A 17886-nucleotide genomic window follows, 5' to 3' on the forward strand; every position below is an offset into this window, starting at 1 on the left:
AATCACCGATGAGCCAACAACGCCTGTTTGAAAGTTTGACCACTTTATTCACTACCCACCCGGTGGTTTTTTGGCACGACGTGGAGGCCGAATTTGCTTCCGCAGTGGATAGCCTGCAGCTCGACGGCGTGCAATTGGTGCGCTTGGACGACATGCCAGCGCTGCGGGTGAAGCTCGACATTGAGGGTGCCCCAGACCAGCGCTGGCTGATTTATAGCGCCAAGCCCGAGCCGGAGCCGACCAAAGACTGGCTGCTTGATGTGCGCATGCGCAGCAAGTCGTTCCAGGCGGATACCACCTCCATCTTGCTGGAAGACCTGGGCCTGACCACCCAAGGGCTGCGTCAGCACCTGAAAGAGCGTGCCAAATTCCTGCGTGCCAAAGACAGGGTGGACCGCCTCAAGCGGATGGTGCTACCGGGCGATGACGCACAGGACCTCGACCGCAAGATGTTAGCGGTGCTGACCCGTGCCGACCAACCCGAGTTGTTTGCCATGCTGCAGCGCCTGTACGGTGCCGTGGTGGTGGATGGCGTGGCGGACTTGTCGGCTGAGCCGAAAGCCTGGCAAGATATCGCTGCCAACGATTTGACGCCTGCATTCTGGGAATTGGTGCAACTGCAACTGGGATATCTTGAGGCCAGCCCTAGCTTGCGCGACCTGTTGTTCCGTATTCTGGTGACGGATTTCTGCCGGGGCCTGCAGGGTGATGCGCCCCCTCAATTGGCGCACTTTGTGCTGCCTGACCGCACCCTGGCTGCGAATGCGTCGGTGTTTGTCGGGCGTTGGCGCTCGGATATTGCGCAGTTTGGCAATTACAACGCGCTGGCGCAGGCTGTGGCCAATGAACTTGAGCTGGTAAGTTTGTTGTCGAGCCAGTCTGCCGAGCAACTGGTGGAATGCATGACGTTTGAAGATGTCGAATTGCGGATGGTGCAAGAGCTTAAAAAACGCATCGTTGCCGGTGCCGGCGCCAACATGGATGTGGTGCGCGCGCTAATGGCGCGCCGCCGCGATGGGCATTGGGCGAATCCCTTGCTGGCCAGCGCTAACGAACGCACCCGCGCGCTGGCTGCTTGTTACGATGCCTTGACCGCTGCTGCCGATTTCTTCAGTCTGAAATCGACCCATGCCGCAGGCTTCAGTTTTGCTGACGCAGGCACCGCATTTGCACATTATCGCGATGAGCTGTTCCGCTTTGACCAGTTGTACCGGCACTTTCACACGGCGGCTGACGCGGTCGAACCCACCGGCTGGGCCGTGCTGCACGAGTTGCGCGAGACGATTGAGGGCGTGTATTCCGGTTGGTTCATTCCGCACTTGAGCACTGCCTGGTCTAAAGTGGTAGAGGGGCCGCAGGGCTTGCTCCAGCACTGGACGCTACCTGAGGTGACGCCACAACAGGCATTCTATGAGCGCAAGGTGCTGCCGCTGTTTGACGGCGGGGTGAAGCGAGTCTTCGTTCTGATATCCGACGCATTTAGGTACGAGGTGGCTCAGGAGCTGGTGCAGCACACAAACAGCAAGAGTCGCTTCAAGGCGTCGCTGGACGGCATGTTGGGTGTGTTGCCGAGCTACACGGCGCTGGGCATGGCCGCGCTGCTGCCGCACAAGACGCTGGCCTACAAAGAGAGTGCCAACCTGGATGTGCTTGCCGATGGGCATGCCGTGGCGACGCTGGAACAACGCAGCGAACATCTTCAACGATTTGGCGGCTTGGCCATCAAGGCCGAAGACCTGATGGGACTGGGCAAAGAGAAGGGCCGGGAACTGGTGCGCGACCAGCGGCTGATTTACGTCTATCACGACCGCATCGACATGACTGGCGACAAGCAGTCGTCAGAGACCAAGACTTTTGAGGCGGCGGCACAAACCGTGCAGGAGCTCTCCAACGTGCTGGGCTTCATCATCCATAGCCTCAATGGCTCTGCGGTGCTGGTCACGGCTGACCATGGATTCATGTACCAGGAATCGGCGCTGGATGAATCGGACAAGTCCACTCTGGACGAAAAACCCGCTGGAACATTGAAAGCCAAGAAGCGCTACCTGATTGGCCGTGATTTGGGAACTACCCCCAAAGCCTGGTCTGGCAATACGGCGGTGACGGCGGGCACCACACTGGAAGGCAGTCTGGATTTCTGGGTGCCCAAGGGAGCCAGTCGGTTCCACTTTGCCGGAGGGGCACGCTTCGTCCATGGCAGCGCCATGCCGCAAGAGGTTGTGGTGCCGGTCATCACCGTGCGGGTCAGCGAAGCGGAAAATGCAAAGACAAAATACGTGAGCGTCAGCCTGTTGGGTGCCGTGAACAAGGTGGTGACGAACACCCAACGCTTCGAGTTCATTCAGACCGATGCGGTGTCGGAGCGGGTGCTGGCGCGGTCCGTGGTGGTCTCGCTGCGCGATGGTTTGGATAACGACAAACCCATCAGCAACGTGCAATCCATCACTTTTGACAGCACATCACAGTTGCTCGATGAACGTAAACGTTGGATTCTGTTAACCGTCCTGGCTGGCGCGCATGACCCGCACAAGCACTATGACCTGGTGATGCGCGATGCCGTGAGCAACGTGGAAGTGTTGCGCCTGCCCGTCAAGGTAGACTTAGCCTTTGGTAATGACTTTTGAAGATTGAAATGATGGAAAACTCGACACCCGCCGACACATCTGCCCATGAACTGACGGAAAGCAGTCTGGACACGCTGCTCAACACCCACTTTGCTGGGAAGGTCGTGCGTAAAGACCTGACCAAGCTGATTAAAGAGGGGGCGAACGTGCCAGTGTACGTGTTGGAGTACCTGCTGGGCATGTACTGCGCAAGCAATGATGAAGCCGTCATCCAGAACGGTCTGGTCAACGTCAAGCGCATTCTCACGGAAAACTACGTGCGCGCGGACGAGGCGGAGAAGGTCAAATCCAAGGTGCGCGAAAGCGGCACCTACAAGGTAATCGACAAGGTCACGGTCAAGCTCAATGAAAAGCGGGACGTGTACGAGGCGCTGCTGTCCAATCTTGGGGTGAAGAACGCGGAGATTTCCAGCAGCTATGTGCGTCAGTTCGAAAAATTGCTGGTAGGTGGCATCTGGTGCATCGTCACACTGAAATACTTCTATGAGGAGGACCAGAAGGGGTCACCGTTTACGGTAACGGAGCTTAAGCCCATTCAGATGCCGAACATGGACATGGCAGCTCTGTTCGAGGCACGCAAGTCGTTCACGGATGAGCAGTGGATTGATGCTTTGATTCGCTCGACCGGAATGGAGCCCAGCCACTTCAAGGAACGGGTCAAGTGGCACTTGCTTGCACGCATGGTGCCACTGGTGGAAAACAACTACAACTTCTGCGAGCTCGGCCCACGCGGCACCGGCAAGAGCCACATCTACAAGGAAATCAGTCCGAACAGTATTCTGGTGTCGGGCGGACAAACTACGGTGGCCAACCTGTTTTACAACATGAGCGCGCGCAAGGTCGGTTTGGTTGGCTTGTGGGACGTGGTGGCGTTCGATGAAGTGGCCGGCATCAATTTCAAAGACCATGACGGCGTGCAAATCATGAAGGATTACATGGCTTCGGGCTCTTTCAGCCGGGGGAGGGAGTCCATCAATGCCAGCGCCGCAATGGTATTTGTGGGCAACATCAACCAGAGCGTAGAGTCGCTGGTCAAGACCTCACACCTGCTGGCGCCATTCCCTGAAGCGATGATTGATTCGGCATTTTTTGACCGTTTCCACGCCTATGTGCCAGGCTGGGAAATTCCTAAAATGCGGCCGGAGTTTTTCACCAACCAGTATGGGCTGATTGTCGATTATCTCGCTGAATACTTGCGCGAGATGCGCAAGCAAAGCTTTGCGGACGCCATCGACAAATGGTTCAAGCTGGGCAATAACCTGAATCAGCGCGACACCATCGCTGTGAGGCGTACGACTTCAGGCCTGCTCAAGCTGGTGTGCCCGAACGGCGAATACACCAAGGATTCTGTGCGCAAGTGCCTGGAATATGCGCTGGAGGCACGCCGTCGCATCAAGGAGCAGCTCAAGAAGATTGGCGGCATGGAGTTTTACGACGTGCATTTCAGCTACATCGACTTAGAGGATGGCGTTGAGCGCTTTGTGACCGTGCCCGAGCAGTCGGGCGGGGCTTTGGTGCCTGAAGGGCGCCTACAGCCAGGAACGCTGCATACAATCAGTATGGGTGCGGCAGAGATGCCCGGCATCTATCGGTTGGAGATTCAATCCATTCCCGGCACAGGCAAAGCGAACGTATCGGGCGTGGCGCCTCGTGAAGCAGTACGGGTGGCGTTCGATTATTTCAAAGCCAACTCTTCGCGGGTCAGTGCCTCCATCAGACCGGGGGAGCGTGACTTCCACACCCATCTGGTTGAGTTACAGAACAGCGGTGCCCCGCAGGCGCTGACTCTGGCCGGCTTCATCGCGCTGTGTTCGGCAGCACTGGGCAAGCCCGTGCAGTCGCAGTTGGCAGTGATGGGTGATATGAGTCTGGGCGGCACCATCGTGCAAGTGCGCAACCTGGCTGAGTGCATGCAGGTGGCGTTTGATGCTGGTGCCAAACGCATTCTGCTGCCAATGTCGAGCGTGACCGATATTGCGACGGTTCCTGGGGAGTTGTTTGCCAAGTTTCAAACAAGCTTTTATTCGGACCCGGTGGATGCCGTATTTAAAGCGTTGGGTGTGGAATAGCATGGCCAAGGTAATCAGGGTGTTAAACCAGAACGGATGAGGTATGAAGGAAACTGAACAAAAACAAAGGCAGAAATTCTTTGATGCAATAATAGAGTACCCCTACATCAGAGACGACGGCCGGTTAGAGCTGGAGCCATTTTGCGTCTATTTATCGCATTGCTTCGGTTTCGATGGAATCCTCGAGATTTCTCCGCAGCCAAGGGATGTGTATCTGCTATTGCTGGACATCATCCGAGAAACTCTAGGTCCCACGGACGCCAATCGCTACATCCGGCATCAGAGAATATCGGACTGGACTCCAGATATGGCGTACATCTTTCCCGAAAAAACAAAAACTTGCATTCATCCCTCTGCGCTTGTACACGTATCGCACATCTGGATTTATGGCATCGGTCACGACTTGATGCGCATTCCGGAACCAGCTGAAGGGGGCAAATACTTTGCATGGGTTAAAGAGGATTGGCTTGCAGTTCACACCTTCATAAACGGCTATCACAATGCCTTTTACGCATTTCAGAAGAGAATTGATAAGGCTAGAATTGCAGAAAAAGGATACTCGCTGTTTGAGGCACTCCATCTGTCGCGTAGAAAAAACATCGACTTTGACGAAGCCGAGGAACTGCTGAAGGCGCGTCATGCGTCATATCAAGCGGCACTAAATAGAATTGAAGCAGCAATTAATGATGGCTATTTCTTAGAAGCTATCACTTTAGAAGAGTGTCTTGTGAGTAATTGCCTTTTTAACTTTTTAGATAACGTCGGCGTCCGTCTTACGAATCCATCATTTCATACACTGTTGAATAAAATTTTGACTAGCGATAAAGCGCACCAAGAATTGCCTACAGAGCTTTTTACCGCGATTGATGAATGGCGGCAGGCCAGGAACACATCCATTCATGGGTATGTTACGTCGCGCAGCGATGGGCTAGACCAATCACGAGCTGATTTTGACGTAATGGCAACGTCCACCGCAAGACAAGGAAGGGATTTCTGCCAATCCATAGTCGCATGGTATGAATTGGAGTGTGTAAATTTTATTCGCCATCAGTTTCCCTCAAAGCGCAGCGGAAATATACATTAGCGCTCCCGGCCGCGCCGCTTGATAGCGGCGGTACGCACTGCCGTTGTGGAGCTCATCAAGTGAGCAAGGTAGTTCGGCCAGTAATACTTCTGCTCGTTGCCGGCGCGATGAATGGCCGGTCCCGAGCTGACGGTAGGTGAAGACTCTCCAGCACCGATGAGGTAGGTTAGGTGGCCAACTGGCTGCTCAACATCCGACCGGCGAATTCCCCGCCACCGCGGTTCGCAGCAATAATCGCCCGCACGTCCGCTTTGGCCGCAGCCTCATCCATGCCCACAGCGCCGGCCGCCGCGATAATCGCATCGTATGCGTTCAAGACGTCGGCACCTGTGATGTCGTAGCCCCACCCATTCACGATACCGCGTAGCGCCGTCATGCCGGCCGCCAACGCAAATTCCGGTCGCTCCACCGCAAAGTCCCTAGCCGCGCGCATGAGCGTACGAGGGTCTGACGGACTCTGATTCGCCAGCTCGATGGAAAGCTCAAAAAATCCCGCATCTTTGGCTGCAGCAAACCACTTGCCTTCATTCCCCGGCTGGCTCGCAACCAGGTCTCGCAAAATGGTCTCCCTTGGAATGTGGGGATACTTCTTCACGATGGCCTTGAATGTCGCCAAGTTGGTAGTTGAGTACGTCGCTGTAACCGCGTAGCGCGCATAGGCGAGGCGCCCGGCTTCCGCTCGAACGCCGGCGGCGCAAATCGCATGTTAGCCTTTTTTTGCGAGCAAGAGCCTCTGCGAAAGAAAGTAGTTTTGCACCTGTCGTTGGGGGACTATTGCTCGCCGGATGCGTCAGTAGTGACTTCGACGAACTGGGTGGATAGGACGGCCAGCCAGTCGCGGTGCAGCTGCAGCGCGACGATGGCGCTTGCCTGTCCCGCTAGGCATGCCTCGAACAGGTCAGACGTTTCTGGATAGAGTTTTCGACGTGCGGCGCGGTGCGACTTTACCCATTCCGGGTCGACTGGGCCCCCGAACGGAGAGAAAAGCATCATTTCCAAATCCTGGCAAAATTCAAACGAAGTCCACAGCTCTGCGTAGTTCGCTGGCATTCGGGGGAAGAGCCACTTGCGCAGCATCCGTTGCACTGCTAGGTAGGCTGGGCCGTTGATAGCAACCGGACCTTGCGGACTCTCGCTGCGGTGGATGTAGTCCCAAGGAATGTCGATGTTGTAGGCAGCCTTGTCCGCCTTGAAAGCGCTGAGGACGCGGTGATTGCGGGCCGCTAGTTCGATACCTTTTGCCGTTAAAGGGCTGCCATCTTCTTTGTAGCCGGACGCGCGCTTGAACCGGTTATTGACGCGCAACTCTAGGGGAACCAAGGCGATAGCGTTGGGCAGCTTTTCGCGCTCCCAGCCGTCAAGCGAGCCCAGCGGAGCGCGTTTCGAGTTGCGCGCGGCCCGGAGCGCTACATGCAGTCGCTTAAGGAACCAGAATTCGGCACGTTGGCGCTTTGCCTTCATGCTCTTGCCAGCAACATGCTCCAAGTTGTCTAGTTCCACCGGTGCCTGGCGACTGCCCGAAAGGATGATAACTTCGCCAGCGAGGCTCGGGGCGAGCACTTCGACGGAGCCAACATTCGCGACATAGGCGGCCAGGCCAAGCTGGATTCCGTCGAGCGACTCGATGGTATGCTTGCCAATAATAAGCCGACCGCGAACTGCGTCTTCCAGGTAAAGGTTGGTAGTGGGGGCGACAGGAAGCTGCTCGAGCTCAAGGCGGGCGCGAACAGGTTTAACTGGCTGGGGTTGCTCAGCTGCTTGCCGAGACTTGAATGTGAGTACGGTCATAGCGGTCAATTATGCCTGACGGCTAGCCAGCTCGTAATCGAATTAGTTCGTGATTCGGAACTGTTCCTTATCCTTGCCATCAAGCCAGCGTGGTGCACGACCACGCCCAGTCCACGTCTCGCCTGTTTCAGGATTTTTGAATTGTGCTGCAACCGTGCTCTTGACTTTTGCTGGCTTCGTGCGAGCTCCCGAGGACAGGTCTTCCACGGTGATGCCATGCAGCTGCATCAGTTCCTTGATTTTCTGGATTGCGCCACTGAGTTCATCTTTGCGGGCAGCTTCGGCAAGGGATTGCAATTTTGCGATTTGTTCAACATACTCTGCGTACGACGTCATAGCGTCTCCAAAATGTAAATGATTTAAAGGGATAAATATATGCAATGTAACATGATGGCGCGAAATGAGACAGGCTTGAGCTGATTCCCTTCCCACTGATTAGTAGACGGGGTAGTCAATCTCTATCAGCAATGGTTTGCATAGGCCAATTAGCACAATCTTGGCAGTGTGCTGTTTGCGTTCAGGACTGCCAGCAGTTGGCTATAATCCGACTGTCGTCGCGAATACTTTCAGAGTGATGTGAAGAATTCTTAGAACCAAGACATAATTGATGAAATGCTATCCTTGTATCGAACTACAGCACCGAGAGCGCCGGCGAAAAAAATTACACCTAAAACAACTGGATTATTCCTAGCGACTTCTAGTATTGCTACAGGGTGGATTCCGTACTTGTCAGAAAAAGAGGCCTCCGTCTTAATGCTTTTGTCGTGGGTTCTGTCAAATATATTTGCCAAAACATCGACTTTACGAAGTGTGGACTGTTGAAGCTTGATGAACTCGCCATTGACGAAGGCTGCAGCTTCTTCCGCACCTTGAAGGGCATCGGCATCAGCTATCCTGTTTAACTCAATTACACTCATTAATCGCCCTTTCCTTCCTTTTGAAGAGGTATGAGCTGCGTAGCGTTTGCCGAAAAGCGTTATTAATTCACGAGCCAAGTCAAATTTCTTGTTATCCTGTAGCATTATAGGATTTCCACCTAAAACCCGAAATCGATGTTCAAGAGCAGAAAATCCGTAATTGTCGTCTCGCATGTTCCAGTGAATATACGTACTGTCAGAATGGTCGCCAAGAAATGAAAAATATCCTTTCAGCATATCGAACTCAAGCGGATTAAGTATCTCACGGATATGTGCGGTCGAATCCGCTTGCTGCGTCTGAGAAATTTCGTCTTGAGTAGCTAGTGGTGCATTTTCCTTAATCAATTTGCTCAAGTTTTGTAATTGATTATTCAACTCGGCAGACTTGTGAATGGACCACGTTTTGGTCTGACCAGATTTCAAATTTCTCACAGCGATGGAGGTAACCCTTGTCGAGTGCTCTAGCGGAGATTTAGCATCCGGTGCATAGAAAGATTCACAAGAGTAGTGAATCAAATATGCGTTGATTGCCTCATCGTAAATTTCATTTAATCGCTTACGGCACTTAGACCGTTCCCGCACACGCGATATTTCTGAAGACGCCATGTTTCCCTTTTTGTATTATTAAAGACCGTCGTGAGGCACTTTTCCTTGTTAAGCAATTATCCATGATATGGGGTAGTTCAGTGCGACTAAATTGAAGAACCCTAAAGAAGGTGCACTCCGCGTCCGACTTCTCGGAACACGTATGATGTCAAGCTTATGTAGTGAACTGCGATTGTCCGCGATGAGTGTAGTTCCCGTTACCGTTAGCACTCCTAGGCCTGAATAACTCCAGCCGTTAGGGAGGGAGATTGACGGATTTCGGTGGCCCTAGGCATTACCTTAACCAACAGCCGATGAATCAACTGCGTAAATTCGCACTACCGCGTACCTGCGCCCCTCCTTGCTGGCAACTGGAACACACGCGACGCCTCAGGCATGAACTTGGGGCTATCATCCTCAACCAGCCCCAAGCCATCCGAATTCCGTGCGCTTACCACTACAAGGCAGTCCACCAAGGGTTTCAGGCCGCCATACGCGTTGTCCCAGTCCAAACTGCCGGCGCAGTACCGTTCTATCTCCAGCGCGCTTCTGGAAATCGGCGCCGCGGGCGCTTCGTCGCCAATCGCCGCCAGCACACTGGCGCGCCACCCGTTGCGCAGTTTTTTGTAGGCATGGAAATGCATGCCTTTGATTGCATTGTTAGAAGGCGTTGGTTCGGGCAGGTGAAATTCGTAGATGAGTTCGCGTGGGGGCATTGGAGATGACCGGGGAGGGGAGTGGTATCTCGTATAGCTACGTCAAAAAAAGGAAACACCCCGAAGGGCGTTTCAATTGACTCATATGGTGACGGGCAACAATTAATTCATATATCCGGTGCTGGCCGCGATGCTCGTAACGCTCATTTCGTCGCCGGGTTGCGTTTCTCTTTTCTCCAATATCCCACGCCTGGCTGCCAAGGAAGAGCGGGAATCGCTGGAAATTTAATCTTGCTGAACTCTTCATGTATCACATCGAATGGAACGCCCGAGCCGTAACCATCTGTGATGGTGCCGTCGCCGCTGGCATGACCAAGTATCCGTTTCAAGGGCTTGGTCGGTATTTTAGCGGCTTCCAAGAGGTCTTTCATGTTGTGCCTGAGCGAATACAGGACCTTTTTTGGCGAGGTAAAGCCAAGCTCGGTCTTGTAGCGCCCGAACCATTTGGAGAACGCGCCGCCCAATTTCCCGTGAAAATCTTTGGACAAAGTGGGGAACAGACGCGTCGCATCTTGACCGCGTACCCATTCGACATATCGGAGAAAGCCAAGCTCAATCAACTCCTTGGCAATCGGAATTTGCCGACGCGATGCGTTATTTTTGAGTAAGCGTTTTTCTGATGCATCTTTTTCGGCGCTCGATTCTTCATCGAAGAGACAGTCATCACCGTCTGTCAAATCGGTAATGTCGAAGCGCCAGCCGAATTTTTCGTCTCGTTGAATATCAGAAAGCTCTAATCCTGCGATTTCTTCGGGGCGAGCTCCCGTATAAAACATCATGAGAGGAATCCAGTATGAGGCCTCATCCGCCTGGCCGGATGAGCGCAGATGTTGAGTAAACACTGATGAGCCGAAAATCACATCGATATCCTGCGGCGTAAATGGCAGGCGCTTTTTTTCGCCCTTTTCCTTCTTGGACGCCTTGAATCCTAGCGTATTCTCGACGGGATTTCTCAATAGCAGTTCTTTTCCGACTGCGATTTTGAAAATCTCTCTTAGTTTGAGGATGCGGCCGTTGATGGTCGGCACTTCCAGCCCTGCCTTCTTCATGCCGCTTACAAATGCAGAGATGTGCTTTGGAGTCAGTTCCCCAGGGTCTATCAAGTTTAGGTCTGCAGCAAACGTCTTCAGTTGTCCCCATGGCGTCTGGTAGCCTATAACAGTGGATTTGGGACGGTCACTGACGTAATCTTGCCATGACTTGAACACGTCATCCCATCCGGAGCCAGTGGAGGTTTCGATTCCGATTTTTGCTGGGTGCGGGACCTCGGGGGCGACGACGTTGGTATTAATGACGTTACCGGCTTGACGTGACAATTGAAGGTCCAAGGTCTTCACGACGGATTCTAGGAAGACATAACCAGCTTTATGTGCTGCTTCAGAGCTCAGTTCCGCATCGATACCGCAAAGGTGCATGAAGCCGAACATTGCCGGCAAAATCGGTTTGACATGCCCACGCGCAAGTAATTTCCCGAGCTCCGTACGTTGATGCGAGAGAACCTCTCCATGTTCATCGAACTCGTCTTCGTCCATTCCTTTTTGGCGGACCTGCTCGTCGCGTAGCAGGACTCCGTGAGCCCAGTACTTCGCAAGGCCGCAAATCTGCTCGTCGGTTAAAGATTTAACATGGGATAGCTTTAATGCTTCATTGCGCTCTTTCAGCGAGAGCGAGTGTGCGGCGAACTCCGCGTCGATGCGAACCTGTTCAAGCCGAAGCCGTTTGGTCGCCTCAGCTTTGTCGGAAGTGCGCAGACTACGAATTATTTCGGCCTTACCTGTAGGGTAAGCTGCCAAGATTGCAGTGGGTATGCGGCGGCGAATGTAGAAATTGCCAGTTTTTCCGCGGGAGAAGAGATGCTCTGATGTGGATTTCACGTTTTTGCTCCAGTCTGTTGTTGTGTAACAGGCTGTGTAGCAACTACGTTTATTTATCCTATATGCCGCCTTGTTTTCAAGTGAAATCAAGGGGTTAGGGGACAATGGGGTGGCTGATGGGGCTCGAACCCACGACAACAGGAATCACAATCCTGGACTCTACCAACTGAGCTACAGCCACCACTGTCTTACTTGCCTGTTTAGCTGTTTTGCTGAACAGGTGCCGAATTATACAAAGAACTCGGCGAAGTGGCAAATCTAAATGCAGTCTTTTTTAAAGAATCGAAAGATTGCATGAAAACGGTCGCTTTTGCTCACACTACTCACACGGACAGGTGCGCGACGGGCGGCTGCAAGTCCAGCAAGCCGGCGAAGGCTTGTGCCAGGGACTCGACCTTGGCCGTCGTGTAGCCTTGCAGTTGCGGTGCGTCGTTGTTGGTGCGGCGCAGGCTTGCCGCGTCGAGCAAGCGGGTCAGCTGGCGCGCCACGGCGTCGCCTGTGTCCACCAGGGTGATCTGTTCCTGCGTATGCGCGCGTACCGTGCGTACGATGGCGTCTTGCACGAACGGGTAGTGGGTGCAGCCGAGCACCAGGGTGTCGACGCCTTGCGTCAGCATGGGCGCGATGTAGCGTTCCAGCATGGCGCTGGTAGCGTCCGTCGGATCATTGCCCAGCTCGCACTGCTCGATGCGGTCGGCCAGGCCGATGCAGGGCTGCAAGATGAACGTGGCGCCCGTGGCGGCGCTCACCTGTTCGCGCAGGGCCAGCAGCTTGTCGCCGCGCAAGGCGCGTTCTGTCGCCAGCACGGCGATCTTGCCGTTGCGGCTGATGGACGCCGCCGGTTTCAGGCCCGGTTCGACGCCGACGATGGGCAGGTCGGGGTAGCGCGTGCGCAGCGCCTTGATGGCGGCGATGGTGGCCGTGTTGCACGCCACCACCAGTGCTTTCGCGCCTTGCTGCAATAAGAAGGCGGTGATCGCCAGCGAACGGTCGACCACTTGCTGTTCCGTCTTGTCGCCATACGGCGCATAGGCGGAATCGGCAAAGTACATCAAATCTTCCTGCGGCAGCTGCGCGCGGATATGGCGCAGCACCGACAGGCCGCCCACGCCGGAATCAAAAATGCCGATGGGCGCGTCCGGGCGGGCAATGCTTGCAGTAAAAGTCATAGGGAACCGTTGAAGATAAAAAAACGCCGCGCTGATGTTGCCGCGCGGCGTCTATGGTAGAGCTTGTTTAAGCGACCGTCACGGGAATCTTGCTGACGCTATTGAGTTGCTCGATCTTCGCCTGCCACTCTTTCGGACCCGTGTTGTGCACCGAAGTGCCTTTCGCATCCACGGCCACCGTCACCGGCATGTCGACGACGTCGAATTCGTAGATCGCTTCCATGCCCATGTCGGCAAAGCCCAGCACCTTGGCGTGCTTGATGGCTTTCGACACCAGGTAGGCGGCACCGCCCACCGCCATCAGGTAAGCAGACTTGTGGCGCTGGATCGATTCGATGGCGACGGGGCCACGCTCGGCCTTGCCGATCATGGCGATCAGGCCCGTTTTTTCCAGCATCATGTCGGTGAATTTGTCCATGCGCGTGGCGGTCGTCGGACCGGCCGGGCCGACGGCTTCGTCGCGTACCGGGTCGACCGGGCCAACGTAGTAAATGACGCGGTTCTTGAAGTCGACCGGCAACTCTTCGCCCTTGGCCAGCATGTCCTGGATGCGCTTGTGCGCGGCGTCGCGGCCCGTCAGCATCTTGCCGTTCAACAGCAAGGTCTGGCCCGGCGTCCACGAAGCGACTTCTTCCTTCGTCAGGGTATTGAGGTCGACGCGCTTGGATTTTTCCGTGTCCGGCGTCCAGTGCACTTCCGGCCACGACGACAGCGATGGCGGCGTCATGTAGGCAGGGCCGGAGCCGTCGAGCACGAAGTGGCCGTGGCGCGTGGCGGCGCAGTTCGGGATCATGGCGACCGGCTTCGACGCGGCATGCGTCGGGTGCATCATGATTTTCACGTCGAGCACGGTCGTCAGGCCGCCCAGGCCTTGCGCGCCGATGCCCAGCGAGTTGATCTTGTCGCACAGCTCGATACGCAGTTCTTCCAGCTTGTTTTGCGGGCCGCGCTGTTTCAGCTCAAACATGTCGATGTCTTCCATCAACACTTCTTTTGCCATCAGCATGGCTTTCTCGGCCGTGCCGCCGATGCCGATGCCCAGCATGCCAGGCGGGCACCAGCCAGCACCCATCGTTGGCACGGTTTTCATGACCCAGTCCACCAGCGAGTCGGACGGGTTCATCATGATCATCTTGGATTTGTTTTCCGAACCGCCGCCCTTGGCAGCGACTTTCACGTCGACGGTATTGCCTTCGACCAGTTCCATGTGCACCACGGCTGGCGTGTTGTCCTTGGTGTTCTTGCGGTCGAAATGCGGGTCGGCCACGATGGAAGCGCGCAGCTTGTTGTCGTCGAAGTTGTACGCGCGGCGCACGCCTTCGTTGACGGCGTCGGTAACCGTGCCGGAGAAACCTTCGAAGCGCACGCCCATGCCGATTTTCAGGAAGACGTTGACGATACCCGTGTCCTGGCAGATAGGACGCTTGCCTTCCGCGCACATGCGCGAATTGGTCAGGATTTGCGCGATCGCATCTTTTGCCGCCGGGCTTTGCTCGGCCGCGTAGGCGCGCGCCAGGTGCTCGATGTAATCAGCAGGGTGGTAGTAGCTAATGTACTGCAACGCTGCGGCGACGGATTCGATCAGGTCTTCTTGCTTTATGACAGTCATGGTGTTCTCGCGGTGGATAAGAAGGGTAAGACTTTGATGCTGTTTGCTGTTGCTAATCAGTATAGGAGCGCCCGAACTTAGTGGGGTGCCCTGGCTTGGTTCTGCGTCACCGTCATGATGCGGTCCGTGTACGCAATCGCCATCGCCGACAGGATGAAGACCATATGGATCGCCGTTTGCGCGATGACCACATTCGGTTCCTTGGCATACGCGGTGGCGTTGATGAAGGTCTTCAGCAGGTGGATGGACGAAATGCCGATGATGGCCATCGCCAGTTTCGTCTTCAGCACGGACGCATTCACATGCGACAGCCATTCCGGCTGGTCCGGATGGTCATCGAGGTGCATGCGCGAGACAAACGTTTCGTAACCGCCGATGATGACCATGATCAACAGGTTCGAGATCATGACCACGTCGATCAAGCCCAATACCACCAGCATGATGGTCGCTTCATTGAGCTTGACCGGTGGCGGCACGCCGGCCACGGTGACGGCGCTGATGACGTGCTGCAGGGCCGCATCGTTGCCGAATACGGCGCCGATCAGGTCCGACAGTTCCACCCAGAAGTGAAATACGTACACGCATTGCGCGAGGATCAGGCCCAGGTACAGTGGCAGCTGCAGCCAGCGCGACATGAAGATGAAGGCGGACAGGGGATGCAGTTTGCTATGTTTGGGTTTTTGTGAATGGTCGATCATCTGGAGTTTCCTGGGGGTAAATACCAATTTTTGGTATGCCCGACATTTTACACTTGCTGCTGATCCCTGCGCATGCCCTCGATTTCGATTCTTGGCCTTGATGAAACACAAAGTGGCATCAAGTAGTTGGTGAGTTATCAGTTTTTCCATCCAGAATGCTGGACGGCGCGCTCTTGACGCCCATCGCCGGTGGCGACTATGGTTAGGGGATCGAGGAAAACGCTGCATGTAAGGCGTCCGTAAGACAGCAGGAATATGGTGTTACCAAACAATTACTACACTGGAGACTAGCATGGCCGCTATAGAGAACCAAGGGCAGGGCACTGAGCAGCAGGGACCGGAAGAGTCGCGCGTATTTCAACCGTCGGCAGCGTTTGCCGCACAGGCAACGATTTCCGGCATGGACGCCTACCGCGCCATGGTGGCCGATGCCGAACGCGACTACGAAGGCTTCTGGGCCAAGCTGGCGCGCGAAAACCTGAGTTGGAAAAAGCCGTTCACCCGCACCCTGAACGAAGACAACGCCCCGTTCTACAAATGGTTCGAAGACGGCCTGCTGAACGTGTCCTACAACTGCCTGGATCGCAACATCGAAAATGGCTTGGGCGACAAGACGGCCATCATCTTCGAAGCGGACGACGGTACCGTCACCAAGGCAACGTATACAGAGCTGCACGAAAAAGTCTGCAAGTTCGCCAACGGCCTGAAAGCCAAGGGCATCGCCAAGGGCGATCGCGTGATCATCTATATGTCGATGTCCGTCGAAGGCGTTGCAGCTATGCAAGCCTGCGCGCGCATCGGTGCCACCCACTCCGTCGTGTTCGGCGGCTTCTCGGCAAAATCCTTGCAGGAACGCATCATCGACGCGGGCGCCGTGGCCGTCATCACGGGTGACGAGCAATTGCGCGGCGGCAAGAAGCTGCCATTGAAATCCATCGTCGACGAAGCGCTGGCGCTGGGCGGCTGCGAGTGCGTGAAAAACGTCATCGTCTACAAACGCACGGGCAGCGACTTGCCGATGGTGGCCGGCCGCGACACGTGGCTGCACGACCTGGTCGAAGGCCAGAGCGCGCAATGCGAACCGGAATGGGTCGATGCCGAGCATCCACTGTTTATCTTGTACACCTCCGGTTCGACGGGCACGCCGAAGGGCGTGCAGCATTCGAGCGGCGGCTACCTGCTGTGGGCCGCGTTGACGATGAAGTGGAGTTTCGACATCAAACCGGACGACGTGTTCTGGTGCACGGCCGACATCGGCTGGGTAACGGGCCACAGCTACATCGCGTATGGCCCGATGGCCGTGGGCGCCACGCAAGTGGTGTTCGAAGGCATCCCGACCTACCCGAACGCGGGCCGTTTCTGGGAAACCATCAAGAAGCACAACGTCAGCATCTTCTACACGGCGCCGACGGCCATCCGTTCGCTGATCAAGGCAGCCGACGTGGACCCGAAAGTCCATCCAAGCAACTACGACCTGACCAGCCTGCGCCTGCTGGGTACGGTTGGCGAGCCGATCAATCCGGAAGCGTGGATGTGGTACTACAAGCACATCGGCGGCGAGAAATGCCCGATTGTCGATACCTTCTGGCAAACGGAAACGGGCGGTCACATGATCACCCCGTTGCCAGGCGCCACGCCCATGGTCCCCGGTTCCTGCACCCTGCCATTGCCAGGCATCATGGCCGCCATCGTCGACGAAGCGGGCCACGACGTGCCGAACGGCCAGGGCGGTATTTTGGTAGTAAAGCGTCCATGGCCATCGATGATCCGCACGATCTGGAACAACCCCGAGCGTTTCAAGTCCAGCTATTTCCCGGAAGAACTGGGCGGCAAGATGTACCTGGCAGGCGACGGCGCCATCCGCAACAAGGACACCGGCTACTTCACCATCACGGGCCGCATCGATGACGTCCTGAACGTGTCGGGCCACCGCATGGGCACGATGGAAATCGAATCGGCCCTGGTAGCCAACCCGCTGGTGGCCGAAGCGGCCGTGGTGGGCCGTCCGGACGACACGACAGGCGAATCGATCTGCGCCTTCGTGGTGCTCAAGCAAGCGCGTCCGACGGGCGAGGAAGCGAAACGACTGGCGCTTGAGTTGCGCAACTGGGTCGGCAAGGAAATCGGCCCGATCGCGAAACCGAAGGAAATCCGTTTCGGCGACAACCTGCCGAAAACCCGCTCCGGCAAAATCATGCGCCGCCTGCTGCGCGTGCTGGCCAAGGGCGAGACGATCACGCAAGACGTCTCGACCCTGGAAAACCCGGCGATTCTGGATCAGTTGAAGGAAACGTCGTAACAGACAGGCCAGGCCCTCCGGAAGGGCCGTGCGCACCACTGTGGCGCATCCTTCCGCCAGGCCTGGCCAAACTTTTACCCCAGGGTAAATAACTTTGGCAGTCTGTAGAATCTTTGCTATAATCTGCGGCTTCGCGACAAGCGATATGCAGTACACAATGTGAGCAAGCAAGACGCGCACATTGCCTTCAGGAGAGATGGCTGAGCGGCTGAAGGCGCACGCCTGGAAAGCGTGTATAGGGTAATACTCTATCGGGGGTTCGAATCCCCCTCTCTCCGCCAAAGATACAAATTGGCTAGTTCAAGGAAGTCCAAGAACGTCCACAAAAAACCGTTTTAGCCCGTGCTAAAGCGGTTTTTTTGTATTCTGGCGTCCAGTACTGTCCAGCTGCATCCAGCTCATCGGGGGCATTACCTAGGTCGTATGCCCCCGGCTCTAGGAACCTTGCCCCCGG

The 17886-nt window shown here is 55.6% G+C and carries 13 protein-coding genes and 2 tRNA genes; 5 read left to right on the forward strand and 10 right to left on the reverse strand.

Annotation, left to right across the window (positions count from 1 at the left end; all coding sequences use genetic code 11):
- The first annotated feature begins 8 nt into the window (after positions 1-8).
- From pglZ to CNX70_RS06910, 3 genes are read left to right on the forward strand one after another with little or no spacing between them, the layout of a single operon-like run.
- On the forward strand, positions 9-2624 hold the full coding sequence (gene pglZ, locus CNX70_RS06900) for a BREX-1 system phosphatase PglZ type A (RefSeq protein ID WP_096234091.1): 2616 nt from the start codon (positions 9-11) through the stop codon (positions 2622-2624).
- Between the two features lie 8 nt (positions 2625-2632).
- Positions 2633-4693 carry a protease Lon-related BREX system protein BrxL gene (gene brxL, locus CNX70_RS06905; RefSeq protein ID WP_096234092.1) on the forward strand — a complete coding sequence of 687 codons (2061 nt, stop codon included), beginning with the start codon at positions 2633-2635 and terminating at the stop codon, positions 4691-4693.
- A gap of 43 nt (positions 4694-4736) precedes the next feature.
- Positions 4737-5777 (forward strand): hypothetical protein, encoded by a 1041-nt coding sequence (locus CNX70_RS06910; RefSeq protein WP_096234093.1) that lies wholly within the window; start codon positions 4737-4739, stop codon positions 5775-5777.
- Positions 5778-5943: 166 nt separating this feature from the next.
- Here the strand turns inward: CNX70_RS06910 and CNX70_RS06915 are convergent, their stop codons facing one another.
- From CNX70_RS06915 to CNX70_RS06960, 10 genes are all read right to left on the reverse strand, one after another.
- Positions 5944-6393 (reverse strand): hypothetical protein, encoded by a 450-nt coding sequence (locus CNX70_RS06915; protein WP_096234094.1) that lies wholly within the window; start codon positions 6391-6393, stop codon positions 5944-5946.
- 155 nt (positions 6394-6548) lie between these two features.
- Positions 6549-7565 (reverse strand): hypothetical protein, encoded by a 1017-nt coding sequence (locus tag CNX70_RS06920; protein WP_096234095.1) that lies wholly within the window; start codon positions 7563-7565, stop codon positions 6549-6551.
- 42 nt (positions 7566-7607) lie between these two features.
- Positions 7608-7901: an H-NS histone family protein gene (locus tag CNX70_RS06925; RefSeq protein ID WP_096234096.1), complete on the reverse strand. Its 294-nt coding sequence runs from the start codon at positions 7899-7901 to the stop codon at positions 7608-7610.
- Positions 7902-8152: 251 nt separating this feature from the next.
- Positions 8153-9088, reverse strand: a complete 936-nt coding sequence (locus CNX70_RS28680; RefSeq protein ID WP_208624501.1) for a hypothetical protein — start codon at positions 9086-9088, stop codon at positions 8153-8155.
- Between the two features lie 317 nt (positions 9089-9405).
- Positions 9406-9783, reverse strand: coding sequence for a hypothetical protein (locus CNX70_RS06935; RefSeq protein ID WP_157750928.1), 378 nt, complete (start codon positions 9781-9783; stop codon positions 9406-9408).
- A 143-nt stretch (positions 9784-9926) separates the two neighbouring features.
- Positions 9927-11657, reverse strand: a complete 1731-nt coding sequence (locus tag CNX70_RS06940) for a site-specific integrase (RefSeq protein WP_096234098.1) — start codon at positions 11655-11657, stop codon at positions 9927-9929.
- Between the two features lie 105 nt (positions 11658-11762).
- Positions 11763-11838 (reverse strand) — tRNA-His (locus tag CNX70_RS06945).
- 142 nt (positions 11839-11980) lie between these two features.
- Complete coding sequence (murI, locus tag CNX70_RS06950) at positions 11981-12826, reverse strand: glutamate racemase (RefSeq protein WP_096234099.1); 846 nt, start codon at positions 12824-12826, stop codon at positions 11981-11983.
- Positions 12827-12893: 67 nt separating this feature from the next.
- Complete coding sequence (locus CNX70_RS06955) at positions 12894-14435, reverse strand: fumarate hydratase (protein ID WP_096234100.1); 1542 nt, start codon at positions 14433-14435, stop codon at positions 12894-12896.
- A 77-nt stretch (positions 14436-14512) separates the two neighbouring features.
- Positions 14513-15133 (reverse strand): TIGR00645 family protein, encoded by a 621-nt coding sequence (locus tag CNX70_RS06960; RefSeq protein ID WP_096234101.1) that lies wholly within the window; start codon positions 15131-15133, stop codon positions 14513-14515.
- 292 nt (positions 15134-15425) lie between these two features.
- Between CNX70_RS06960 and acs the strand changes: the two genes are divergently transcribed.
- Positions 15426-17432, forward strand: coding sequence for an acetate--CoA ligase (gene acs, locus CNX70_RS06965; protein WP_096234102.1), 2007 nt, complete (start codon positions 15426-15428; stop codon positions 17430-17432).
- A gap of 190 nt (positions 17433-17622) precedes the next feature.
- Positions 17623-17713, forward strand: a tRNA-Ser gene (locus tag CNX70_RS06970).
- Positions 17714-17886: the final 173 nt, after the last annotated feature.

Source organism: Janthinobacterium svalbardense, assembly GCF_002327145.1.
Taxonomy (GTDB): Bacteria; Pseudomonadota; Gammaproteobacteria; order Burkholderiales; family Burkholderiaceae_D; genus Janthinobacterium; species Janthinobacterium tructae.